Here is a 24865-nt window from a genome sequence, read left to right as displayed (position 1 = left end):
GTGCTGGTGTGCGGCGTCTGCGGCGGCCGCTACACCATCATGGGCAAGGACCGCTACGGTTGCGCCGGCCACCGGAATTCGGGCACCTACCCGAACGACCGCACCATCACCCGGCAAGCGATCGAGGGCCGTGTTCTTGCCGGGCTGAAGGAGCGCCTGCTCGGCGCCGACGTGGTCGCCGCCATTATTGAGAAAATGGTCGTGGCGCAACGGCGTGACCAGGCCGAGGCCCGGAACCGGCGCGGGGATCGGGAGCGCGCCCTCGCCGGAACCGACCGGAAGATCGCGTCGATCCTGGAGGCAGTGGAGAACGGGATGTACAGCCCGTCCCTGAAGGAGCGGCTGTCCGCCCTGGAGGCCGAGCGTGCCACGCTCGCCGCCGAGATCGACGCCCTGGGGACGGAGGCGCTGGAGATGCTGCTGCCGGCCAACCTGCCGGAGCTGTACCGGCGGAAGATCGCGGAGCTGGAATCCGTGCTCGGCGACGGCGACGAGGGGATGGCCGCGATGGAGATGATCCGGTCGATGGTCGACCGCGTCGTGCTGTCCCCCTGCCCCTCCGACGCCGGGCTGGAGGCGCAGCTTCATGGCGACCTGCTGGCGATCCTGGAGGCGTGCGCCGAGGCGGAACCCAAACGCCGACAGCCCGCCTCGTTGGAGGCGGGCTGTCAACTGTCGGTGGTTGCGGGGGCAGGATTTGAACCTGCGACCTTCAGGTTATGAGCCTGAAAGTGGGTGTGTTCGGTAAATGCGGTCAACCAGCAAGACCTGCTCAGCACGAAAGCACCGTGCTTACTGGGTGCTTACTGGAGCACCCAACCAGCCCAAACGCAGTTGATAAGTCATTGAAAAGGTTGGTTGGGGGACTAGGATTCGAACCTAGGCTGGCGGAGTCAGAGTCCGCTGTCCTACCGCTAGACGATCCCCCAGACCGTCACCGGGGCGGCTCGTTTGCCGTGCCCCGTGGTGTGGGCGGGTTTATAGCGACCATGTGCCGGGCTGTGAAGAGCTTTTTTCGCCTGGGATGCATTTTTTTCCAACGGCCACCGGCGGCCCGGATTTCCCCAGGGCCGCCGGTGGCGAATGGTGGTCAGCGCGGGGCGATGGCGGCGATCGGAGCGATGATGTGGCGGAGGTCGTCGTCGGACTCCAGTTCCTCCAGCTTGCGGGGAAGGCGGCGGCGCCAGTTGGGGTGCTGGTCCACCGTGCCGGGCAGGTTGGGCTGCTCGTCGTCGGCCAGCGCGTCCTCAATCTGCACCATCACGATGCGGGACGGAGTGCGCGCCAGATAGGCGTGAACAGCGGCCGACAGTTCCACGCGGAAAGGCTGGTCGCCATCATCGCTGGGATAGCTGTCCGGGCGCAGCCCCTCGCGCGACAACGCTTGCAGCAGGCGCCAGCGGTCGACTCCACGATCCCAGATGTCCTTGTCGCGGCTGGCATCGTCCGGATAAAGGCCGAGACGCCGGCGCCAGTCCAGGTCGCGGCCGGTCCAGAAGCCTTTGAAAGGCGCCAGATCATGGGTGCTGACCGTCGCCATCGACCCGGCGGGATAGTCGCCGGGGGACTTGAAGCCGCCGTCGACGGTGCGCTCGAAATAGAGCACGCGGTAGCTGAGGATGCCGGCCTGCTCCAGCGCCGGACGGAAACCCTCCGGCACGGTGCCCAGATCCTCGCCGATCACGACGCAGCGGTTGCGGCGGCTCTCCAGCGCCACGATGCGCAGCAGATCGTGGAAGGGATAGGCGACATAGGCGCCGGGGCTGCCGTCCTCCGGAATCCAGAACAGGTGCTGCAGCGCCATCACATGGTCGATGCGGAGCGCGGCGGCATGGCGCATGTTGGCGCGCAGAAGCTCGATGAAGGGGCCGTAGGCGGACTCACGCAGGCCCAGCGGCGACAGAGGGGCAAGGCCCCAGTTCTGGCCGTTCATGTTGAACTGGTCGGGCGGCGCCCCGACATTGGCGCCCTGCACCAGCATCGACGGATCGGCCCAGGCGGAGCCACCGCCGGGATGGGCGGCAACGGCAAGGTCGCGGTAGAAGCCCATGGCAAGCCCGGCGGAACGCCCGCGCGCAGCGGCCTCGCCCAACTGTCGGTCGGCCTCGAACTGGGTCCAGGCGAAGAAATCGACGCGGTCGGCATGCTCGGTGGCGAAAGCCGCGACCTCGGCGCTTCGCGGGTCCTGGAAGGCGGTTGGCCAACTCCGCCACATCCACTGCGAGGAATCTTCGCAGAAGAAATGCTCGTGCAGGGCATCGAACATGGCATGGCGGTCCAGCGCCGCGCCCATGTCCTGCCGGAAGGCGGCATAGGCGGCCTTGCGTGGGTGGTCGTCGGGAAGGGCACGGAATCGGGCGTGCAGAGCTTCCAGGAGCGGCAGCTTCAGCGCGGCGACGGCGGGGTAGTCGACCAGCTCAGCCTGACGGGCCGTTGCCAGGGCCGTCTGAAAGGCGGGGTCCCCGATGCGGTCGCGCAGATCGTCGGCTCCGGCGAATTCGGGTACGGAGGCCGGGTCGATGTAGAGGATGTTGAGGAACTGGCGGCTGGACGGGGAATAGGGACCGATGTGGTTGGGGTCGGCCGGAAACAGGGCGTGCAGCGGGTTCAGGCCGACCAGCCCGGCGCCCAGTCGACCGGCGATCTCGGCAAAGCCGGCGAGGTCGCCGAAATCGCCCATGCCCCAGTCATGCTCCGACCGCAGCGAATAGACCTGCAGGCCGATGCCCCAGCTGCGGCCGGCCGGCACCATCTCCTCCACCGTCACGCAGCGGTCCGGCGCCACGATCAGGGTGGTGGAGCCGGACGGCCCTGCCGCCCCGCCGGCAGCCTCCACATGCAGGTCCAGCCGGTGATAGCCGATGGGCAGCGATACGGGCAGCAGGGCGCCCAGCGCGCGGCGCTCGTAGGCCGTGCCGTCCAGGGTGGCGCGGTCGGTGATGGGCAGGTCGCGGACCGGGATGCGGCCACCCTGGGCCGTGCCGCCCTCCGGCGTCAGGTCCCACGCCAGGGTGGCATCGTCCAGGCCGGCCGGCAGAGCGACGCTCAGATCGATCCCCTGCCCTTCCCCAACCACCAACACCGGCGGCAGCGGGCGACTCCAGGACCGGCGCTCGACCGTGCGCAGGCTGTCGGCGACCTGATCGTCGGTGGCGGCCTGCAACCCCATGGCGGCGATCAGCGCCCGCTTGGTGGCGGCGGAGGTCTCCCGCCGGTTGCCCCAGATGTCGTGATAGTGGGGTTCTAGTCCAAGCAGATCGGCCAGCCGGTCGAGATCACTCATGCAGGGTCCCCGCGGGTTGTACGGAAAGAGGGTGGGGCTTAGGGATTGGGGGCGCGGCTCGTGGCGTCAATGTCGCCCGGCGGCCTATGCCATCGGCACTCCCCCATCAACCAGCCGACAGGGCGGTGCTCGCCGGCCCGGCCGCGGTCGGCGGCAGAGCGGAGGAAGCGATGGAGTCGTTCGTGGTCTCGCCCGCCGCATCGGCGGATGACGCCGCCAGCGCCGAAGCGGCAGCGGCGGCCTTGGCTTGGGCGATCTGCTCCAGCCGGCTGCGATAACCGTCGACGGCGGAGGCCACCTCCCGCGTCATCGCCTCAAGCGGGCGGTCGGGATCGACGGCCTGCATCAGGGCACGGGACAGGGCCTGCAGTTGGTCGCGGTCGTCGGCGGAGACGGGACCGGCTTCGGCGGCGGCCCGCACCTTGTCGGCGAGGGACTTGATGGCGCGGGCGACCGCCTCCACCGGGGCATGGTCGCCGTCGTCGCCCAGCCGGCGCAGCAGATCGTCGAGGAAGCCGCCGATGCGGCCGACATGGTCGATGGACATGCGGTCCGGAACCGGCCGTGCCAGCCCGGCCAGGGCGAATTCGATCAGGAAGGCGACCTGGATGCTGGCACGCAGCCGCTTCTGGGTGGTAACGGTGGCGATCGCTTCATTCAGCCGCATGCGGGCGCCGGACTGGGTCCATTGGCCGGTCGCCTTCAGCCGCAGCGTGTTGGGCGCGTCCAGCACCGGCACCTGCGCCCCCTCGCGCGGGGATTTGCGGCGGTCGGGGCCGGTGTAGTCGGCGGTGACGACGAAGCCCTTGCGCGCCTCGATCAGGCTGACGATGCGCTCGCGCACCTGCTTGGGCGACACCGGCTTCATCAGCAGGTCGTCGCCGCCGGCATTTGTGACGCGGGTCAGCAGCGCCGGGGTCGGCGCCCAGGTGGTGACGATGACGCAGGCAAACGGGTTGGGCACCGCCGGTTCGTTGCGCAGGGAGCGGATGAAGCGGAAGGCCTCCGAATCCTCGCCGTCGGCATCGACCAGCACCAGATCGGGCATGGCCGCGGCCAGCAGGCCGGCGGCGGCCTTCACCGAATCGAACAGCTCCACCCGGCGGAAGCCCAGCCGGATCAGCACGTCGCGGAACACGCGCGCGGTGTTGAGCTGGCTGTCGATGATCGCGGCGTCGACCTGCGAGAAATCGTAATCCGGCATCGTCCTACCCGAAGCTCCGCTGCCGCTGTGACGGGAACGCGCGGCGCAGCGTAACACGCTTTGTCTCCGCCCGTCGCGGTAGCATCTCCGCCGGGGGGATGGACAGTGGGCAAAGGATCGCAGGGCAACGCGCCATCGGTTTCATGCCGCCACTCACATGCCCGGCTGCTCCACCAAGGTGAAAACCAGGACGGTCCGCCCATCGACCAGGGCCGAGCGCCCGGCCAGATGGATGCGCTCGTCCCCCGCCCCGTCGGCGACGCGGGTGTCGAGCACGCAGCGCCAGCCGCGGCCGCCCGGCACGTCGGGCAGGGTCACGGTCAGGATATCGGCATGGGCGTTCAGCACGATCAGCAGGACGCCGTCGGACAGCGGCTGCCCGTCCGGGCCGACATGGGCGCCGGCGCGGCCGTTCAGCAGCAGGACGATGCAGCGCGCCTGGGTGTTGCGCCAATGCTCCGCCGTCTTTTCCACCCCCTGGGCGTTGTACCAGACGATGTCCTTCAGCCCGTTCGCCGCCACCTCCCGCCCATGCAGGAAGAGGGGGCGGCGCAACACCGGATGGGCGCGCCGCAATGCGACCAGCCGGCGGACGAAGGACACCAGCGACCCGTCACGCCTGGACCAGTCGAGCCACGTGATGTCGTTGTCCTGGCAGTAGGCGTTGTTGTTGCCGTCCTGGCTGTGGTCCAGCTCGTCGCCGGCCAGCATCATCGGCGTGCCCTGCGACAGCATCAGCGTCGCCAGCATGTTGCGCTTCTGCCGTGCCCGCAGTTCGTTTACCGCCGGATCGTCGCTCGGCCCCTCCACCCCATGGTTCCAGGAGCAGTTGGAGGAATGGCCGTCGCGGTTCTCCTCGCCGTTTGCCCAATTGTGCTTGTCGTTGTAGGAGACGAGATCGTGCAGGGTAAATCCGTCATGGGCGGTGATGAAGTTCACGCTCGCCCAGGGGCGGCGCCCGCGCTTCTCGAACAGGTCGGCGGAGCCGGCGATGCGGCCGGCCAGTTCCGGCAGCATGCCGTCGTCGCCGCGCCAGTAGCGGCGCACGGTGTCGCGGTAGCGGTCGTTCCACTCCGCCCAGCCCGGCGGGAAATTGCCGACCTGATAGCCGCCGGGTCCGACATCCCACGGCTCGGCGATCAGCTTGACGTCGGCCAGCACCGGATCCTGCCGCACCGCGTCGAGGAAGCCCGAGCCGGGGTCGTAGCCATAGGGCTCCCGTGCCAGCACGGTGGCGAGGTCGAAGCGGAAGCCGTCGACATGCATCTCCGTCACCCAGTAGCGGAGGCTGTCCATCACCATCTGGACCACCCGCGGATGGCTGAAATCCAGTGTGTTCCCGGTGCCGGTGTCGTTGATGTAATAGCGCGGGCTGTCCGGCATCAGCCGGTAGTAGCTGAGATTGTCGATGCCCTTGAAGGACAGGGTCGGTCCCAGATGGTTGCCCTCGGCCGTGTGGTTGTAGACGACGTCGAGGATGACCTCGATCCCCGCCTCGTGCAGGCGGGCGACCATCGTCTTGAACTCCGACAGGACGCCGGTGTTCATGTAGCGCGGCTCCGGCGCGAAGAAGCCGATGGTGTTGTAGCCCCAGTAGTTCGTCAGCCCGCGGGTGACGAGATGCTGCTCGTCGGCGATGGCCTGGACCGGCAGGAACTCCACCGAGGTGATGCCGAGCGCGCGCAGATACTCTATGACCGTCTGGGTCGACATGCCGGAGAAGGTGCCGCGCAGATGGGCCGGCACTTCCGGATGGCGCATGGTGAAGCCGCGGACATGGGTCTCGTAGAGGACCGTGTCGATCCAGGGAACGCGGCGGTGGCGGTCATGGCCCCAGGTGAAGGCGCCGTCCACCACCCGGCATTTCGGCATGCCGCGGGCGTTGTCGCGCCGGTCGAACGATAAGTCCTCGCGCGTCGAGCCGACCCGGTAGCCGTAATGGGCGTCCGACCATTTGAAGCCGCCGAACAGCGCCCGGGCATAGGGGTCGATCAGCAGCTTGTTCGGGTTGAAGCGGTGCCCCTCCTCCGGCTCGTACGGCCCATGGACGCGGTAGCCGTAGAGCAGGCCGGGGCGGGCGTCGGGCAGGTAGCCGTGCCAGACCTCGTCGGTGTGTTCCGGCAGGGTGACCCGTTCGACCTCGCGCTGGCCGGTCTTGTCGAACAGGCAAAGCTCCACCCGTTCGGCATGGGCGGAAAAGATCGCGAAATTGACGCCGAACCCGTCCCAGGTGGCGCCGAGCGGATGGGGCTTGCCGGGCCAGACCGGGGTGCGGGCGGGGGTGGAAGGCATCAGCGGGCGGCCTGTGTGGTGGACTTCTTTGAGGCGATCGTCAGGGCCGCCGATCCGGCGGGGCGGCGAATGGAACGTTTGGAACAGTATGAAACAGTTTCCGGGGCTTGTTCCATTGTTCCACGTCCTCGCTGCCTCGCCGCGACCGCGTACCGACTCCGCCGACGGTACAGCACCTCGCGGTTTATCCGCCGGGTCCGCATCGCGTCATCATTGGAGGGAACAGGGTTCCTATCGACCATCAGCCAGCGCACGCCTCACCGGTTCCCCGAAAAGACACAAGGGATCCAATAAGAAAGCCTCCCCCCGGCGGCGTCAAGGGAGGTTGGGAAAGTGGAGCGGGTTGTCGCGTGCGTCTCCCTCTCCCGTCGCGGGAGAGCGAAGGGTGAGGGGGGACTCACGGAATGGATTCTCGGTAGAGGGCCGCAATGCGTCCCCCTCACCCTAACCCTCTCCCCGGGGGGGAGAGGGGACTTTCCTTAATCCGCTTTCCTCTCCAGGATCAGCGTCGACAGCGGCGGGATGGTCAGGTCCAGCGAGTGGGTGCGGCCGTGCCAGGGCATTTCCTCGGCATAGACGCCACCGCCGGGGTTGCCGACGCCGCTGCCTCCGTATTTGCCGTCGTCGGTGTTCATCCGCTCGACATAGCGGCCGGGCAGCGGAACGCCGACGCGATAGCCCTGGCGCGGGACAGGGGTGAAATTGCAGACGGCGATGACGATGTGCTCGGGATCGTCGGCCTTGCGCAGGAAGCTGTAGACCGAGTTCTCGTTGTCGTTCGATTCGATCCACTCGAAACCGGACGGGTCGCAGTCGGTCTTGTGCAGCGGCTCCAACTCGCGGTAGAGGCCGTTCAGGTCGCGGACGAGGTCGCGCATGCCGCGGTGCATCGGCTGGTCCAGCAGGTGCCAATCCAGGCTGCGCGCTTCGCTCCACTCGTTCCACTGGGCGAACTCGCCGCCCATGAACAGCAGCTTCTTGCCGGGATGGGCGAACATGAAGCCGTAATAGGCGCGCAGGTTGGCGAATTTCTGCCAGTCGTCGCCCGGCATCTTGTTGATGAGCGAGCCCTTGCCATGCACCACCTCGTCATGGCTGAGCGGCAGCACGAAGTTCTCGGAGAACTGATAGATCAGCCCGAAGGTCATCTGGTGGTGATGATAGCGGCGGTGGATCGGGTCGTTCTGCATGTAATGCAGCGTGTCGTGCATCCACCCCATGTTCCATTTGTAGCCGAAGCCGAGACCGCCGAGGTAGGTCGGCTTCGACACCATCGGCCAGGAGGTCGATTCCTCCGCCACCGTCATCGCGCCCGGCTGCTGGCCATAGACCAGCTCGTTCATCCGCTTCAGGAAGGCGATGGATTCCAGGTTCTCGCGACCGCCGAACTTGTTGGGGACCCACTCCCCTTCCTTGCGGCTGTAGTCGAGATAGAGCATGGAGGCGACGGCATCGACGCGCAGGCCGTCCAGCTTGTACTGGTCGAGCCAGAACAGCGCGTTGCCGAGCAGGAAATTCTGCACCTCCGTCCGGCCGAAATTGTAGATCAGGGTGTTCCAGTCCTGGTGGAAGCCCTGGCGCGGGTCGGCATGCTCGTAGAGATGCGTGCCGTCGAAATCGCCCAGCCCATGCGGGTCGGTCGGGAAATGGCCGGGCACCCAGTCGAGCAGCACACCCAGCCCGGCGCGGTGGCAGGCGTTGACGAAGTCCTTGAAGTCCTCCGGCGAGCCATGACGGGCGGTGGGCGCATAGAGGCCGATCGGCTGATAGCCCCAGGAGCCATCGAACGGATGCTCGGTGATCGGCAGCAGCTCGATGTGGGTGAAGCCCATGTCCTTGGCGTAGGGGATCAGCCGCTCCGCCAGTTCCTGATAGGTCAGGAAGCGGTTGTCCTCCTCCGGCACCCGCGCCCAGGAGCCGAGATGCACCTCGTAGATCGAGATCGGCGCGGTGCGGTCGGAGGTGGCGAGCTTGCGGCTCTGCCAGTCCTGGTCGCGCCATTCGTAGGATGGCAGGCCATGGACCACCGAGGCGGTGGCCGGGCGCATCTCCGCCTGGAAAGCGTAGGGGTCGGCCTTAGCCGGCATCAGGTTGCCGTTGGGCCCTCGGATCTCGAACTTGTAGCGCTGGCCGGGACGGGCGCCGGGAACGAAGATTTCCCACACCCCGACCTCGACACGCCGGCGCATCGGCAGGCGGCGGCCGTCCCAGTTGTTGAAGTCGCCGACAACGCTGACGCTGCGGGCGCTGGGAGCCCAGACGGCGAAGGACACGCCGGCGACGCCGTCGACCTCGCGCGGATGGGCGCCGAGCTTCTCGTAGGTCCGCAGGTGGGTGCCTTCGGCCAGCAGATGGACGTCCAGTTCGCCCAGCATGTTGCCGAAGCGATAGGCGTCCTCGAACTCCTGGGTCGCCAGCGGGTATTGCGCGCGCAGGCGGTAGCGGAAACGCTCCGTCCGGTCGGGCAGCACGGCCAGGAAGAAACCGTCCTGATGGATGCGCTCGGCCTCGCCCGCTGGCTCGCCGGTGGCGCTGTCGATCACCCACAGCCGCTCGGCGCCGGGCACGAAGGCGCGGACCTCCACCGGGCGGCCGGGCGCCTCCTGCTGCATGCCGAGCACGGCGAAGGGATCGCCATGGTCGGCCCGCGCGATGGCGTCCGCCGCCGCGCGCAGGGCCTCGGCCCGGTGGTCGGTGGGGCCGGGGTTACGGCTTTCGGAGACGCCGGTCTGCGCCTGGTCCTTGCGGGTATCCGTCGTCATGTCGCTCGCCATTGGCCAAGTGCCCTTCTTCGTGGAGGCCCCATCGTCTTCATGGACCATAACCGTTCCATCCCCGTCATCCCCGCGAAGGCGGGGATCCAGGCTTACGCGCTAAACCCCGTTTTGGGGAGCCCTGGATTCCCGCCTTCGCGGGAATGACGGCGAACGAGGCGCTGCATGGTGCAAAGCCCCGCCGGAACGCCTTCTCCGGAGGTGAACATACCCGCGGCGGTTTCGTCACACCATGCCCGCCGCGGATTTGCCCGGTTACTCCTTCGCGCCCGCCTCGTTGGCGTCGTCGAGAAGGCCCAGCACGCCCTTGACCGGGATGCCGATCCAGTTGGGCCGGTTCGCCGCCTCGTAGCCGATCTCGTAGAAGGCCTTTTCCAGCAGGAACAGGGTCAGCAGGCCGCGCGCGGTGCCGCCCTCCGACGGCCAGGCCGGGCAGCCCTCGATCACCGTGCGATAGCCGTCGAGGAAGGACTCGACGCTGCGGCGCTCCCAGTCGCGGGCGGCGGCCAGCGCCGGGCTGTCGCCGCTGTTGGACCCCTCGCCGGCGCTGTCCAGCCGGAACAACGCCGCCCAGGCGGCATAGTTGAAGGAGCGCAGCATGCCGGCCACGTCACGCAGCGGGCTGGACTTGGCGCGGCGTTCCTCCAGCGTCTTGGCCGGCTCCCCTTCGAAGTCCAGGATGTACCAGTCGTTCTGCGCCCGCACGACCTGACCCAGGTGATAGTCGCCATGGATGCGGGTCTTGACGCCGTCGGCCGGCATCGACGCCAGCGCCGACAGCCGGTCCATCGCCTCCGCCCGGCGGGCCAGAAGCTGTTCGGCATCGGCCCGCACGTCGGCCGGCAGGCGGTCCAGCGTTCCCGGCAGGACGGCGAAGGCAGCCTCCGCCTGGACGCGAGCGGCATCGGCCCAGCGCGCCAGATCCTCGGCGGTGATCGGCTCCGGGTCGAAGGCCGGATTGGCGGTGCCTTGCTTGCCGGGGCCTTGCGCCAGCGCCCGGTGCAGTTCGGCGGTGCGCTGCCCCAGCGTGGTCATCATCACCAGATGCATGCCGAAGGGCTCGCCCGATTCGGCGGCGTCCTCGGTGGTGCCGGCGACGCCAAGGCGGATGTCCTCCAGCTGGCGCTCCAGCTCCTCGACCGTGCTGGCCCAGCCGTCGCCCTGGTTGCGGACGAAGGCCTGGGCCACCGCCAGCGCCGTCGGCGTGCCGTCGGCGGCGACCTGTTCGACCGTGCCCAGCAGGGCGGGGGTGTTGGCGAAGCCGACCTCGGTCAGGAAGCGGCCCATCTCGACTTCGGGATGCTCGCCCTCCACCAGACGGCGCAGCACCTTCAGCACGATCTGGCTGTCGACCAGGACGGAGGTGTTGCTCTGCTCCACGCCCAGACGCCGCACCTCGGGCTCTTCCGACAGCTCGATGGCGTTCAACGCCTCGGTCGCGGTGAAGCGGACGACGTCGTCACCGGCGGCGGCCTTCAGCGTGTCGCCGCGGCGCAGCGCCTCGATCAGCGCCAGGGCGAAGCCGTCGGCCTGCACGGCGTCATAGATGGCGCCGGTCCTGGGACCGCGCCGCACCTTGCCCAGCGTGTAGGGCAGCAGCGGCCAGCCGGTGCCGCCGGCCCCGCTCTCCCAACTCATCGCCAGCGGCAGGAAATAGCTCTGGTCGGCGGCGTCGCCATCCAGCCCTACCTGCGTCCTGACCAGCATGAAGCCGTCGCCGGGGCCCGGCAATTGGGCGGCCATGGTGACGTGCGAGCGGGTGATGCGGCGGTCCTTGGCGGAGAACCAGCGCTGCTTGGGCAGGAAGGCCTGCAGGATGTCGCGGCCAAGCTCGTCCGCCGCCTTGCCGCTGGTCAGGCTGTGCCAGCCGTCGCGCATGACGACGGTCAGCAGGTCCGGCACCGGTTCCGGCGGGGTCTCGTGCCAGGTCGGCAGCTCCGCCTCCGCCGTCAGGGCGAACCAGTAGAAGCCGTAGGCCGGCAGGGTCAGCAGATAGGGAAGGTCGCCGATCGGCGGGAAGACGGTGCGGCCCAGCAGTTCGACCGGGATGCGGCCCTTCCAAGTCTTCAGGTCCAGCTCCACCGCCTGGGCCGAGCGCGACAGGTTGGCGACGCACAGCGCGATCTCCGACCCGTTTTCCGTCTCCATGCAGCGGATATAGGCCAGGACCTTGCGGTTGCCGGGATAGAGCAGCGAGAAGCTGCCGCGGCCGAAGCTCTGGCGCTGCTTGCGCACCGCCACCAGCCGCTTCATCCAGTTCAGCAGCGACGACGGATTGCGCGCCTGCGCCTCGACATTGACCGCCATGAAGCCGTAGATCGGGTCGAGCACCGCCGGCAGGTAGAGCCGCGCCGGGTCGGCGCGCGAGAAGCCGCCGTTGCGGTCGATCGACCACTGCATCGGCGTGCGCACGCCGTCGCGGTCGCCGAGATAGATGTTGTCGCCCATGCCGATCTCGTCGCCGTAATACAGCACCGGCGTGCCGGGCATCGACATCAAGAGGCTGTTCAGCAACTCGATCTTGCGGCGGTCGTTTTCCAGCAGCGGGGCGAGGCGGCGGCGGATGCCGAGGTTGATCCTCATGCGCCGGTCGGCGGCGTAGAAGTTCCAGAGATAGTCGCGCTCGCTGTCGGTGACCATCTCCAGCGTCAATTCATCGTGATTGCGCAGGAAGATAGCCCACTGGCAGTCGGCCGGAATGTCGGGCGTCTGACGCATGATATCGGCGATGGGATGCCGGTCCTCCATCGCCACCGCCATGTAGATGCGCGGCATCAGCGGGAAGTGGAAGGACATGTGGCATTCGTCGCCGCCCTTTTCCGGATCGCCGAAATAGGGCAGCACGTCCTCCGGCCACTGGTTGGCCTCGGCCAGCAGCATGCGGTCGGGATATTCGGCATCCAGCGCGGCGCGGATCGCCTTCAGGACGTCGTGGGTTTCCGGCAAATTCTCGTTGTTGGTGCCCTCGCGCTCCTTCAGGTAGGGGATGGCGTCGAGCCGCAGCCCGTCGACCCCCATGTCCAGCCAGAAGCGCATGACCTTCAGCACCTCCTCCAGAACCTCCGGATTGTCGAAGTTCAGGTCGGGCTGGTGCGAATAGAAGCGGTGCCAGTAATAGGCGTTGGCGACCGGATCCCAGGTCCAGTTGGATTTCTCCGTGTCGCAGAAGATGATGCGCGTGCCCTGGTATTTCTGGTCGCTGTCGGACCAGACATAATAGTCGCGGTGGTTGGAGCCGGGAGGCGCCTCGCGCGCGCGCTGGAACCAGGGATGCTGGTCGGAGGTGTGGTTGATGACCAGTTCGGTGATCACCCGCAGGCCGCGGTTGTGGCATTCCTCCATGAAGTGCCGGAAGTCATCCAGGTTCCCGTAGGTCGGGTTGACCGAGGTGTAGTCGGCGATGTCATAGCCGTCGTCGCGCAGCGGCGATGGATAGAAGGGCAGAAGCCACACCGCCGTCACCCCCAGTTCCTGGATATAATCCAGCTTCTGGGTCAGGCCGGCGAAGTCGCCGATGCCATCATTGTCGGCGTCGAAGAACGCCTTGAGGTGCAGTTGGTAAATGACGGCGTCCTTGTACCAAAGCCGGTCCTGCCGATCGATCATGGGTCGAGCACTTTCGAGAAGCGTTTGACGGAACACGTGTCGCGGGAACACGGGACGGAAACAAGCCACGGGAGCGAAGGTTTCACCCCACCAGCCGTCAGACAACCCCTGACTTCCGGATAGGCAGGACGGCGAGAACCTGGGCGTACCGCGTTCAGAAGGGGCCGGCCGGAGGTTCCGGGCAACCGTTCGAAAGCGTAGCAATCCAAACTGGACATCGATTGACGCCGAAGGGTTATCCAGGCAGGGTGGCTCTACGCACAACTTTACGCCTATGGCGTATCGGATAAATCATGCTGGGCTCCTTCATCGTCGTCACCGGCGGCGACAGCCGCTATCATCCGTTGATCAGCGAGCTGATCGCGTCGCTGCGGGCGTTGAAGCCGGCGGCAGACTGCCCCATCGGCGTGATCGACGCGGGCCTGACGGACGGGCAGATCCTGGAGTTGAAGGCGCAGGGGGCCGCGGTGGTGACGCCGCCCTGGCCGGTCAGCATTCCGGCGCACAAGCTGCGCAACCGCATCCATTTGAAGGCCAACCTCGCCAAACTGCACCTGCCGACATATTTCCCCGGCTACGACACGGTGATCTGGATCGACGCCGACGCCTGGGTGCAGGATTGGGAGGCGGTGGAGATGCTGCGGCGGGGGGCGGCGCTGAACCGCTTCGCCATCGTCGCCCAATTCGGCCGCTTTTCGGAGACGGAGTTGCGGCTCGCTTGGTTGTTTGGGCCCTTCGCCCGGGTGCGGTCGATCCTGTACAAGAACTCCAGCCGCGCCGGACTGACCACGGCGGAATGCCGGGCGCTGGCGACCCGCCCGACCTTGAATGCCGGCGCCTATGCGCTGAAGTCCGACGCGCCGCATTGGGAGGCCTTCCAGCGCTGGCAGAAGCGGGTGCTGCGCAAGGGCCGGCTGTTCACCTCCGACCAGTTGGCGATGGCGGGGGCGATCTATCTGGACGGGCTGCCGGTCGAGCTTCTGCCGGAATGGTGCAACTATATCGGACCCTGGCGCTTCGACCCGGAGCGGCGGGAGTTGGTGGAGTATTACCTGCCCAATCGCCGCCTGGGCATCGTCCACATGGCCGGCGAGGACGCCATGCGCGCCGACCCGTCGGTGCTGCGCCCGGTGCTGGACATGCAGGACCGCACGCACCAGCTGAGCCTGCGCTATCCGGCCTGGGAAGTGCCGGCGGTGGAGCGGGTGGCGGAGGCGGTCTAGCGGTTCGGCAACGCCAGCCGCGCCAGATCGCGCACCGCGCGGTCGAGCGTCGCCGGGTCGTGGGCGGCGAAGCCGAGGAGGAGGCCGTTGCCGGCGGTCCCGGCGTCGGAACGGTGGTAGCTGGACAGCGGCGGCGCGGTCAGGCCGATGCGGGCGGCGCGCTCGGCCAGGAGATGGTCGGGGCAGTCGGGCGGCAGGCGGAGCAGGACATGCATGCCGGCTTCCCCCGCCTCGGCGCTGGCGAAGCCGGCGAAGGCGTCGGCGATCGACGCCAGGATGGCGGCGCGCTTGGCGGCGTAGAGGGAGCGCATGGCCCGCAGGTGCGAGGCGAAATGGCCGTCGGCCAGGAAGCGGTGCAGCGCCGCCTGCGGCACCACGCTGGTCCCGCCGTCGAAATGGCGGCGCGCGGCGCGCACCGGATCGACCAGATCGGGCGGAACCACGACATAGCCGAGCCGCAGCGCCGGGAACATCACCTTGCTGAAGCTGCCGACATAGATGACGCGGCCGGCGCCGTCCAGACCCTGGAGGGCGGCCAGCGGCGGACCGGCATAGCGGAACTCGCTGTCGTAATCATCCTCGACGATCCAGGCGTCGCGGGCCGCCGCCCAGTCGAGCAGGCGCAGGCGCCGCGCCAGGCTCATGGTCACGCCCAGGGGGAATTGGTGGGAGGGGGTGACCAGAGCCAGCCGGGCGCCGGACCCACGGGCCATGCCGGCGGCGACGTCGATGCCCTCGCCGTCCACCGGCACCGGGACCAGCCGCGCCCCGGCCCCCAGCAGGGCGGCGCGGTTGCCGGGCCAGCCGGGTTCCTCCACCCAGGCCTCGTCTCCGGGGTCGAGAAGCAGTTGCGCCATCAGCGCCAAGCCCTGCTGCGCGCCGGAAACGATGACCACCTGCTCCGCCTCGCAGCGCACGGCGCGGACCGCTCGCAGATAGGCAGCGATCTCCGCCCGCAGCGGGGCGTAGCCGAGCGGGTCCGGATCCGTCGCCAGCGTCCGTCCGCCGTGGCGCCAGCAGCGGCCGAGCAGCTGCGCCCACAGCTCGACGGGAAAGGCACCGAGGTCCGGCGTGCCGAGCGCGAAGGGCCGCCCCACCCGGTCGCGGGCGATGGCCGGCGCCTCGGCCAGCGCCCGGCCGCGGGCGGACAGGCCGACGCCGCGCCGGGCCTCGTCGCGGGCCGGAACGCCGCCGGGCGCCGCATCGGGAAGCGAGGGGGCAACGAAGGTGCCGGCCCCCACCCGGCCGCTGACATAGCCCTCCGCCAGCAGCGTGTCGTAGGCGGTGACCACCGTGTTGCGCGACAGCCCCCACTCGGTGGCGAGCGCCCGGCTGGGCGGCAGACGCTCGCCCGGACGCAGCCGGCCATCCAACACCGCCTGACGCAGCGCGCGGTAGAGCTGGCGGTGCAGCGGCTCCGCCCCGTCGCGGTCGAGCGCCACCGGCCCGAGGCTGGACAGAACCGGACGTGCCGAGCGGGCCATGGCGAGCCTTTCAGGAGGATAGTAAATTGGTCCCTATGGAATCGACATTCCGGACCTTTCGAAGGGGCCATTCTGCCGCCCATTCTGGGCCATCGCAACAGTTCCGGCCTTGAGCACGACCATGACCAGCCTTCTCACCGAGCCCCCTGCGGCCGATTCTCCCGCCGCCTTGGCCCAGACCCCGCGCACCCGTCCGGTGCGGCTGGGCGACCGCGGCAGCCATGACGTCGCCCTGATCCATTCCATCATCGACGAGGCGCCGATCTGCCACGTCGGCTTCGTCGACGACGCCATCAAGGGCCAGGGCGCTCCGTCCCCCATGGTGATCCCGACGGTCCCCTGGCGGGTGGGGGACGAGTTGATGATCCACGGCGCGTCCTCCAGCCGGATGATCCGGCGGCTGCAGGAGGGGGGCGAGGCCTGCATCACCCTGTCGCTGATCGACGGTTGGGTGCTGGCGCGCTCGGCCTTCCATCACTCCGTCAACTACCGCTCGGTCATGCTGTTCGGCCGGCCGCGGCTGGTGGCGGAGGAGACTGAAAAGCGCGCGGCGCTCGACGCGCTGATGGAGAAGATCGAACCCGGCCGCAGCGCCAAGGTGCGGGCGCCCAATGCGCAGGAGCTGAAGGCCACATCCGTGCTGGCCTTCCCCATCGCCGAGGCGTCGGCCAAGCGCCGCTCCGGCCCGCCCGGCGACGATCCGGAGGATATGGACCACCCGGTGTGGGCGGGCGTGGTGCCCTTGCGGCTGACCGCCGGCGAACCGGAACAGGACCCGGCCCAGATCAAGGGGTGATAATCGGGGGCTGACAGCAGTCTGAAACAGAAAAAGGCCGCGACCGGGAAGCCCGGCGCGGCCTTTTTCTTGCGGTTTCTCCCGCTGGCGGGAAGGCCGGTCCGATACCCCCGGAACGCCCCCCTGCCAACCGTCCTTAGGACGACGGAGCGTTCAGCAGGCGCGGCAGGATCTGCGCACGACGGTTGGACGGCTCGCGGACGTTCGGACCGGTCTGAACCAGCAGCTGGCTCTCGCCCTTGCCCTGGGTCGTGATGTTGGCGGCCGGGATGCCCTTGGCGACCAGGGCCTTCTTGACCGCGTCGGCACGACGCACCGACAGCTTCTGGTTGTAAGCCGGCGACCCCGAGGTATCGGTGTGGCCGACGACGTTGATCTTGGCGCCACCGTTCTTCAGGATGGCCGACACCGCGTCACCGATCACGCGATCGGCGGCCGGGGTGATGTTCGACTTATCCCAGTCGAAGAACACCAGATATTCGCTCTGGACCGCGGCGACGGCGGCCGGAGCCGGAGCAGCGGCGGCCGGCGGGCACGGATAGCTGCCCTGATGGATGACATAGCCGCCGTCAGCGGTGCGGGCGGCGACGTTGCCCCAGCCGATGACCGGGTTGCACCACTCGGTGCCCTTGCCGACCAGGCTCGCGTCCTGGGCATTGGCGGCCGCCGACAGACCGAAAGCGACGATGGCGGCCGGGATGGCAGCCAGACCCGCGCGAACAATAGTCTTCATTGTCTTCACTCCCTTCCAGAACCCTTCCCCATCAGAGTGCCTGCGGGGGATGAACCTATCAATCGAAGCATCCGCCCGAGTTCAAGCGCGGCAGCGACCTTCCCAACATGTGGTGCGCGGTGGTGTTCCGACACCCCAGCCGATTGGCCGAACCGTACCCGTTCTTGGACCTATGCTCCACTTCCATAGCAGCTTTTCCGGTAGGTTTCCGCCAAATCCGTGTAACGGTGGCTGAGAACCGGAAAAACCGCGAGATCGCGCTCCGTCAGCTCGCGAACCGGTCTAGCAGGGCTGCCGGCCCACAAGAATCCGGATGTCACCCGCTTTCCGGGCGTCACCAGAGCACCGGCCGCGACCATCGCCCGCGACTCGACATAGGCCCCATCCAGGATGCAGGCCTTCATGCCGATGAAGCAGCCGTCTTCCAGCGTGCAGGCGTGCAGCAACGCCATATGGCCGACGGTGATGTCGTCGCCGATGTAGGTGCCCTGCCCTTCAGAGGCCACGTGGATCACGGTGCCGTCCTGAATGTTGGTGCGAGCGCCGATTCGGACCTCGTTGACGTCTCCACGCACGGTGCAGCCGTACCAGATGCTGCTGTTCGCCCCGATCACGACATCACCGATCACCGCCGCCGTTTCCGCGATGAACGCAGTCGGGTCGACGGTGGGCAGGATGCCGTTGAAGGCGCGAACAAGGCCGGTCATCAGGTCGTACCGAAGTCGTGCATGACGGGCGGGATTGAAGCACCGTAAGGCTTAAGGCACCACCTGATTTCGCATTGACAGGCCAAAGCAAATCCCGATTGGTGCCTCTGTGCAACAGTGCGGACAGGGGGCCACAACGCTGTCACAGCCCCCGCCCCATCCTGCCGCGGTACCCGATTACGGGAAAAGCGGCGCCTGATCGATGCCGGTCGTCTCGCCCAGCCCCATCATGACGTTCATGTTCTGGATCGCCTGACCCGACGCGCCCTTCACCAGATTGTCGATCACCGACACGATGATGGCGCCGCGCGGGGTGCGGTCGGCGACCACGCCGATCAGGTTGTGGTTGGAGGCGCGGACATGGCGCGTCGCCGGCACCACGCCGGCCGGGGTCACGCCGACGAAGGGCTCGTCGGCATAGCGGGCGGCCAGCGTCGCGCGCAGGTCGTCGGCGGTGACGCCGTCGGCCATGCGGACGTAGATGGTCGCCATCATGCCGCGGTTCATCGGCACCAGATGCGGGGTGAAGGAGACGGTGACCGGACGGCCGGCGGCCAGCCGCAGCTCCTGCTCGATCTCGGGCATGTGGCGGTGGTGGCCGACGCCATAGGCGTTGAAGCCTTCCGACACCTCGGTGAAGAGGTTGGCCTGCTTGGCGTCGCGGCCGGCCCCGGACACGCCGGACTTGGCGTCGATGATGATGCCGCCCGGCTCGATCTGGTTCTCCATCAGCAGCGGCAGCAGCGGCAGCAGCGAGCAGGTCGGGTAGCAGCCCGGATTCGCCACCACCCGCGCCTTGCGCACGCCCTGGCGGTTGAACTCGGTCAGGCCGTAGGCGACCTCCTTCTGCAGGCCGACGGCACGGTGCTCATGCCCGTACCAGGTGGCGTATTCGGCCGGGTCGCTCAGGCGGAAATCGGCGGACAGGTCGACCACCTTCAGGCCGCTGGGCAGGCCGGCGACAACCTCCTGCGTGGTGCCGTGCGGCAGGGCGCAGAAGATGAAGTCCAGGTTGTCCCACTTCAGCTCTTCGATCTTCACCAGATCGGGCAGGCCATAGCCGCCCAGATGCGGGAACACCTCCGCCATCGGCTTGCCGGCCTGTCGTTCGGCGGTCAGCGCGGCGATCTCCACGTTCGGGTGGCGCAGCAGCATGCGCACCAGTTCGGCGCCGGTGTAACCGGAAGCGCCCAGGATGCCGACGCGGATTTTCGAACCGCCGGGAGTGGTGCCCGGAATGCTGATGGAGGCCATGGAACCGATGTCCTTCGCTTGACGGGAGGAACGTTGAGGTTTGGGTAGGCGTGACGGTGAGGGCAAAAAGAAAGGGGCGCCCCTTTCGGGACGCCCCTCGCTTGTACCGTAAAGCAGCAGGCCCGTGTAGGGATTAGCGCTTCGAGAACTGGAAGCTGCGGCGGGCCTTGGCGCGGCCGTACTTCTTACGCTCGACCGTACGGGCGTCGCGGGTCAGGAAGCCGGCGGCCTTCAACGGCGGGCGCAGGGCCGGCTCGAAGTAGGTCAGCGCCTTGGAGATGCCGTGACGGACGGCACCGGCCTGGCCCGACAGACCGCCGCCGGCGACGGTGGCGACCACGTCGAACTGCTCAGAACGCTCGGTCACGCCGAACGGCTGGGCGATCATCATGCGCAGAACCGGACGGGCGAAATAGACCGACTGGTCGCGGCCGTTGACGGTGACCTTGCCGGAGCCCGGCTTGATCCACACACGGGCGACGGCGTCCTTGCGCTTGCCGGTGGCATAGGCGCGGCCCTGGGCGTCCAGCTTCGGAGCGGCCAGCTCTTCGGTGACGGTCGCGGTGGCGGCGGCGCCCGTCAGTTCCTTCAAGCTGGAGAGGGTGGTGGTGACCTGAGCCATTGTTACGCGCTCCGCTTATTCTTCGGGTTCAGGGCGCCGATATCGAGGGCGACCGGCTGCTGCGCATCGTGCGGATGCGTGGCGCCCTTGTAGACCTTGAGATGGGTCATCTGCTGGCGGCCGAGCGGACCGCGCGGAACCATGCGCTCCACGGCCTTCTCGATCACGCGCTCCGGATACTTGCCGTCCAGGATCTGGCCCTTGGAGCGGCCCTTGATCCCACCCGGATAGCCGGTGTGCCAGTAGAAGATGTCGGCGTCGCGCTTGTTGCCGGTCAGCTTCACCTTCTCCGCATTGATCACGACGATGTTGTCGCCGCAATCCATGTGGGGGGTGTAGGTCGGCTTGTTCTTGCCACGCAGGATGTTCGCCAGGATGCTGGCAAGCCGTCCGAGAACGAGGCCGTCGGCGTCAACGACGTACCACTTCTTCTCGATTTCGGTCGGCTTCAGATTGAAGGTCTTCATCGCCACACTCGTTTCTTCGAATACGGATCGGCAGGCCGCCGATTCCGGGGCGCCGAAGCGGACGGCTTTCTACGGGCCGGAACAGGCCTCTGTCAACGGAAAAATTTCCATTTCCTTTCAATGACTTACGGACGCGGTAATAAGATACCGCGCAGGCAAACCCATTGATCTTAAACGATTTTTTATGACGCCCCATCCATGCGGTAATGAGATACCGCAACGGTGACGGGGGCGTGCGGCGGGATGGAGTAGGTTCCGGTGACATGGGCGACCGGCTCTGGATCGCCTTCGGAGAACAGCAGGATCTCGCCATAGGCCAGCCGCTTGCCCAGCTTCAGGACGCGCGCCTCGGCGATGATGGCGACGGGCGGCGGGCGGCGCAGGAAGTTGATGGTCATGCTGGTGGTCACCGCCAGCTCGACCCGGCCGATCAGGCTCAGCACCGCGCCATAGAGCGCCACGTCGGCCAGTCCGAACATCGCCGGGCCGGTGACGGTGCCGCCGGGACGGACGAAATCGTCCTTGTAGGGCAGGCGCAGGCGAATCGTCCCGGCGCTCAGGCTTTCCACGACGATGCCGAAATTCCCGACCAGGGGAACCCCCTCGCGGATCAGTTCCTCCAGCTCTTCCTTCGTCATGGCGGGAGCGGAGACGGGGGCGGCGCTTTGTGCGGTATCGACGGCGGACATGGACCCTCGGCCGGTGATCTCGGTTGGACCTCCGGACTGTGCGCCATCCCGGCCATTCGGACAAGTATGGTGCCGCTATTCGGCCGGCTTCGGCTCTGCGCGGGGCGGCTCTGGCGGGGTCGGGCTTGCGGGTTCCGGAGCCGCCGCGGGTGCGGTGGGTGCGGTGGGTGCGGTGTCGGTGGGGGCGGTCAGGCGGATCGGGCCGCCGCCAGTGGCGGGCGGAGCCGGTTCGGCGGCGGACTGCTCCGCCGGAGCGGGTGCCGCCGGCGCGACCGGTTCGGCGGGCGGGGCGAGCGGGACCGCCTTGATGTCCGATTTCGGCGTCTCCGATTTCGGCGCATCGGGCCTGGGGGCGTCCGCCTTGGGCGAATCAGCCTTGGGCGAATCAGCCTTGGCGGGCGCGGGATCGGCCGGGGTGGAATAGTCGGGGACGATGCGGGCCTGACTGCCGGTGATGACCAGAACCTTCTGGCCGATCGGCAGCGGCTGCGGCTCCTTCTGGGTCAGCGACAGCAGATCGCCGTTCGACTTGCGGACGATGTATTCCCAGCCGGTGGTGTCGCCGGCGATGTGCTCCATCGCCGTGCCCAGCAGGCCGCCGATCGCCGTGCCGCCGACGGTGCCCAGCGCGGCGTTCATGCCGCCCGTCCCCACCTGCGCACCCAGGATGCCGCCGGCCGCCCCGCCGCTGACCGCGCCGACCGTGCCGTTGGCGCTGATCGCCACCTGACGGAATCCGACGACGACGCCCGGCTCCACCTTGTTGGCCTGCTGGACCGCATTGGAGGCGTAGGTGTTGGGGGAATAGTCGGAGGTGCAGCCCGCAAGACCGCCGGCCGCGGCGATGAACAGGCAGAAGGAGACCGATCGGAGCACGGGGTAGCCATCCGTTTTGAAACCCGCCGAGTTTCTTACGGCAAAGCCCCCCGGCTCGTCACCGGGCAAAATCCGGACACGGCCGGAAGGCTGCGTTGCAGTGCAGCGATGGCCGCCCGGCGTCAGCGGCCGGCGGTCTGGTTGCTGGCCTTCAGCGACAGGTATTTCAGTGTCAGCTTCGGCACATTCTCGATCACCCAGGTGGCCATTGCCTCCTCCTCGCGCAGCGAGGTCTGCAGCAGCGGCGTGGCGAAGGCGAAGTTGCCGGCCTCCGCCACGGTCAGCAGCGAGCGGTAGCTCGCCACCTCGAAATTCTCGAAGGCGTAGTTGGCGAAGGAGTTCTTGAGGATCTCGTCCTCGGCGAAGGTATGGCCGAGCGCGGCGAGATTGCCCATGATCGACAGGGCGGTGTCCTTCAGCCCGGAATGGCTTTCCTGCAGCTGGTCCAGGATCTGCTCGATGCGGGTGATCTGAGATTCGGTCTCGCCACGGTGCATGCGCAGGTGGTCCGAGACTTCCGGATAATTCACGAGGCGGTCCAGCTGGCGGTCCATCAGGGCCAGCGCCTGCTGTTCCACCGCATGGGCGTTGCGCAGGCCGGTGACGAACAGCGCGCGCGTGAGATCCGCGGGATAGGCGGCCATGTGTGTGCTCCTGTGGTATCAACGCTCCGTTGAACGTCTGCCCGCACCAACAGCGGGACACCGTCTTCGACGCTTACCGCTTCCGCCATAATTCAAAAGGGCAGAGCTTCGGCCACCCGTGTCCGGCACCGGCGGGGAAGTGCCACGACCGGGACACGGACGCGCGGTTGCCGGACGCAAGGGATCGCGGGGAAATGCTGGGCATGATCCGCATCCCCGCCAAAGGCGCCCCCGCAAGAGGCATCCCCGCCATGCCAGTCACCCTGCCCGGCTCCGTGGGCGCGGTGGTCGTCCTCATCCTCGTGCTGGCCGCTCTCGCCGGCTGGCGCCGGGCGGAGCCGGAGGACCTGACCGGCTGGCGCGCCGAACGGCTGGCGGCCTTCCAGGTCTGGCAGGCGGCCAACCCGGCCCGCGAGATCTGGGACCATCCCGACGCCCCGGTCCTTGTGGCCCTTCCCCCCGGCAGCTTTCTCCAGGGCTCGCCCGAATCGGAACAGGAGCGCTTTCCCGACGAGCCGCTGCAACGGCCGGTGTCGATCCGGCACCCCGTCGCCATCGGCAAATACCCGGTGACCCGCGGCGAATATGCCCGGTTCATCCAGGACAGCGGTTACAAGCCGCGGACGATCTGCCGCGGCTATGCCGGCGAGACGGAGCTGCTGCCGCGCTGGCATTTCTCCTGGCGCCGGCCGGGCTTCGACCAGACGAACCGGGACCCGGTGGTCTGCATCAGCTGGTACGACGCCAAGGCCTATGTGGACTGGCTCAGCCGGCGGACCGGCAAGCCCTACCGCCTGCCGACGGAGGCGGAGTGGGAATATGCGGCCCGCGCCGGCACCCGGACCGCCCGCTGGTGGGGCGACGATCCGGCCAAGGGGTGCGATGCGGCGAACGAGGCCGACCTGAGCGCCAAGGACCGCTTCACCGACTGGGAGGTCGCGAACTGCCGCGACGGCGCCCTGTTCACCGCGCCGGTCGGCAGCTATCGGCCCAACGGCTTCGGCCTCTACGACATGCTCGGCAATGTCTGGCAGTGGGTGGAGGACTGCGCGGCGGATGGCGGCGGGACATGCCCGCAACGGGTGATGCGGGGCGGATCGTGGCACAGCAATCCGCGCTATGTCCGGTCGGCGGTCCGCCGGATTGACGGGGCGGAGATCGGCTATGCCGCCTACGGCATCCGCGTCGCCCGCGATCCCTGAGGCCCCGCTACGGCCCCTTCGGCCAAGCAGAATCAGCCACGCAGGACGGCCAGCGCCGACAGCCCCTCCACCGCATGGTCGAGGAAGGCACGAACCCGGCCCGGCATCAGCCGCGCCGTCGGCACCACGACATGGACGGGCAGCGGCGCCGGCTCGGTGTGCGGCATCAGGCGCACCAGCGTGCCGGCGGCGAGATCGTCGGCCACCTGATAGGACAGCGGCCGGGCGATGCCATGCCCGTCGCGGGCGGCAAGCAGCGCCGGCTCGATGTGGCTGACCGACAGCCGCGGGGTGACCCGGACCACCCGCTCCCGCCCGTCGACCAGAAAGCGCCAGTCGGGCGGCCGCGGCCGGGCGGTCGACAGGATGATGTCGTGGCCGGCCAGATCCTCCGGCGCCGACGGAGTGCCGCGCCGCGCCAGATAGGTGGGGCCGGCGACCAGATAGCGCCCGACCTGCCCCACCCGCCGGGCGACGAGGCCGGAATCGGGCAAGGGGCCGATGCGGATCGCGACGTCCAGCTCCTCCTCGATCAGGTCGAGGTTGCCGTCGGACAGCACCAGTTCGACCCGGAGGTCGGGAAAGGCCCGCATGAAGTCGAGGACCAGCGGCGTCACATGCTTGCGCCCGAACATCACCGGCGCGGTGACACGCAGCCGCCCGCGCAGCGGCCGGTCGGTGCCGGTGGCGGCCAGCGCCTCGTCATAGTCGGCGAGAAGCCGGCGCGCCTGCTCGGCCAGCCGCCGGCCGGCGTCGGTGGGTGCGAGGTTGCGGGTGGTCCGCTCGATCAGCCGCAGGCCCAGCCGCTCCTCCAGTCCCGACAGCGCGCGGGTGACCGCGGGCGCCGACCGCCGCAGCCGCTTCGCCGCGCCGGCGAGGCTGCCGGCCTCCAGGATCGCCACGAAGATCGTCAGTTCGTCCAGCCGGTCCACAATTCTTCCGAATTCTGAAAGAGTCCCTTTTGATGAAAGCGCATTCCTGCCGACGCGCGCAAGTGGTTGGCTGTGGG

Annotated in this window: 18 protein-coding genes, 1 tRNA gene and 1 pseudogene; 4 read left to right on the top strand and 16 right to left on the bottom strand. The window is 68.1% G+C overall.

Annotated features, from left to right (window positions below; all coding sequences use genetic code 11):
- A pseudogene (locus TSH20_RS13240) lies at window positions 1–723 on the top strand (recombinase family protein); the annotation flags it as partial.
- A gap of 132 nt (window positions 724–855) precedes the next feature.
- On the opposite strand, the gene TSH20_RS13230 reads toward TSH20_RS13240, so the two are convergent.
- From TSH20_RS13230 to treS, 6 genes are all read right to left on the bottom strand, one after another.
- Window positions 856–929, bottom strand: a tRNA-Gln gene (locus TSH20_RS13230).
- Between the two features lie 161 nt (window positions 930–1090).
- The gene (gene malQ / locus TSH20_RS13225) at window positions 1091–3283 is read right to left on the bottom strand and encodes a 4-alpha-glucanotransferase (RefSeq protein WP_109075182.1); all 2193 of its coding nucleotides are present in this window, start codon (window positions 3281–3283) and stop codon (window positions 1091–1093) included.
- A 106-nt stretch (window positions 3284–3389) separates the two neighbouring features.
- On the bottom strand, window positions 3390–4487 hold the full coding sequence (locus tag TSH20_RS13220; RefSeq protein WP_109075181.1) for a response regulator: 1098 nt from the start codon (window positions 4485–4487) through the stop codon (window positions 3390–3392).
- Between the two features lie 153 nt (window positions 4488–4640).
- Window positions 4641–6779 (bottom strand): glycogen debranching protein GlgX, encoded by a 2139-nt coding sequence (glgX, locus tag TSH20_RS13215; RefSeq protein ID WP_109075180.1) that lies wholly within the window; start codon window positions 6777–6779, stop codon window positions 4641–4643.
- 479 nt (window positions 6780–7258) lie between these two features.
- A complete protein-coding gene (gene glgB / locus TSH20_RS13210; RefSeq protein WP_109075179.1) occupies window positions 7259–9553 on the bottom strand; it encodes a 1,4-alpha-glucan branching protein GlgB in 2295 nt (764 codons plus the stop codon).
- Window positions 9554–9808: 255 nt separating this feature from the next.
- Entirely contained in the window at window positions 9809–13159 is a 3351-nt protein-coding gene (gene treS, locus TSH20_RS13205) for a maltose alpha-D-glucosyltransferase (protein ID WP_109075178.1), read from the bottom strand.
- Window positions 13160–13452: 293 nt separating this feature from the next.
- Between treS and TSH20_RS13200 the strand changes: the two genes are divergently transcribed.
- Window positions 13453–14382, top strand: coding sequence for a glycosyltransferase (locus TSH20_RS13200; RefSeq protein ID WP_109075177.1), 930 nt, complete (start codon window positions 13453–13455; stop codon window positions 14380–14382).
- On the opposite strand, the gene TSH20_RS13195 is transcribed toward TSH20_RS13200, so the two are convergent.
- Window positions 14379–15866 carry a PLP-dependent aminotransferase family protein gene (locus TSH20_RS13195; protein WP_109075176.1) on the bottom strand — a complete coding sequence of 496 codons (1488 nt, stop codon included), beginning with the start codon at window positions 15864–15866 and terminating at the stop codon, window positions 14379–14381. The two genes, TSH20_RS13200 and TSH20_RS13195, sit on opposite strands and share 4 nt — an antisense overlap.
- Before the next feature lie 121 nt (window positions 15867–15987).
- On the opposite strand from TSH20_RS13195, the gene TSH20_RS13190 reads away from it, so the two are divergent.
- Window positions 15988–16662, top strand: coding sequence for a pyridoxamine 5'-phosphate oxidase family protein (locus tag TSH20_RS13190; RefSeq protein ID WP_109075175.1), 675 nt, complete (start codon window positions 15988–15990; stop codon window positions 16660–16662).
- A 136-nt stretch (window positions 16663–16798) separates the two neighbouring features.
- Here TSH20_RS13190 and TSH20_RS13185 read toward each other — a convergent pair whose 3' ends face one another.
- The 8 genes from TSH20_RS13185 to TSH20_RS13150 form a co-directional block, all read right to left on the bottom strand.
- Window positions 16799–17395 carry an OmpA family protein gene (locus TSH20_RS13185; RefSeq protein WP_109075174.1) on the bottom strand — a complete coding sequence of 199 codons (597 nt, stop codon included), beginning with the start codon at window positions 17393–17395 and terminating at the stop codon, window positions 16799–16801.
- Between the two features lie 170 nt (window positions 17396–17565).
- Entirely contained in the window at window positions 17566–18102 is a 537-nt protein-coding gene (locus TSH20_RS13180) for a gamma carbonic anhydrase family protein (RefSeq protein ID WP_109075173.1), read from the bottom strand.
- Between the two features lie 177 nt (window positions 18103–18279).
- On the bottom strand, window positions 18280–19356 hold the full coding sequence (gene argC, locus TSH20_RS13175) for an N-acetyl-gamma-glutamyl-phosphate reductase (RefSeq protein WP_109075172.1): 1077 nt from the start codon (window positions 19354–19356) through the stop codon (window positions 18280–18282).
- 133 nt (window positions 19357–19489) lie between these two features.
- Window positions 19490–19978: a 30S ribosomal protein S9 gene (gene rpsI, locus TSH20_RS13170; RefSeq protein WP_109075171.1), complete on the bottom strand. Its 489-nt coding sequence runs from the start codon at window positions 19976–19978 to the stop codon at window positions 19490–19492.
- A 2-nt stretch (window positions 19979–19980) separates the two neighbouring features.
- On the bottom strand, window positions 19981–20445 hold the full coding sequence (rplM, locus tag TSH20_RS13165; RefSeq protein ID WP_109075170.1) for a 50S ribosomal protein L13: 465 nt from the start codon (window positions 20443–20445) through the stop codon (window positions 19981–19983).
- Between the two features lie 182 nt (window positions 20446–20627).
- Window positions 20628–21134 carry a PaaI family thioesterase gene (locus tag TSH20_RS13160; protein ID WP_199232001.1) on the bottom strand — a complete coding sequence of 169 codons (507 nt, stop codon included), beginning with the start codon at window positions 21132–21134 and terminating at the stop codon, window positions 20628–20630.
- Between the two features lie 75 nt (window positions 21135–21209).
- Window positions 21210–22010: a hypothetical protein gene (locus TSH20_RS13155; protein ID WP_109075168.1), complete on the bottom strand. Its 801-nt coding sequence runs from the start codon at window positions 22008–22010 to the stop codon at window positions 21210–21212.
- 122 nt (window positions 22011–22132) lie between these two features.
- Entirely contained in the window at window positions 22133–22654 is a 522-nt protein-coding gene (locus TSH20_RS13150; RefSeq protein ID WP_109075167.1) for a ferritin-like domain-containing protein, read from the bottom strand.
- A gap of 251 nt (window positions 22655–22905) precedes the next feature.
- On the opposite strand from TSH20_RS13150, the gene TSH20_RS13145 reads away from it, so the two are divergent.
- Window positions 22906–23856, top strand: a complete 951-nt coding sequence (locus TSH20_RS13145) for a formylglycine-generating enzyme family protein (protein WP_109075186.1) — start codon at window positions 22906–22908, stop codon at window positions 23854–23856.
- Window positions 23857–23888: 32 nt separating this feature from the next.
- Here the strand turns inward: TSH20_RS13145 and TSH20_RS13140 are convergent, their stop codons facing one another.
- Window positions 23889–24788, bottom strand: a complete 900-nt coding sequence (locus tag TSH20_RS13140) for a LysR family transcriptional regulator (protein WP_109075166.1) — start codon at window positions 24786–24788, stop codon at window positions 23889–23891.
- Window positions 24789–24865 lie beyond the last annotated feature (77 nt).

Source organism: Azospirillum sp. TSH20, from assembly GCF_003115935.1.
GTDB lineage: Bacteria > Pseudomonadota > Alphaproteobacteria > Azospirillales > Azospirillaceae > Azospirillum.
This window is presented reverse-complemented; position numbering and strand designations above follow the sequence as displayed.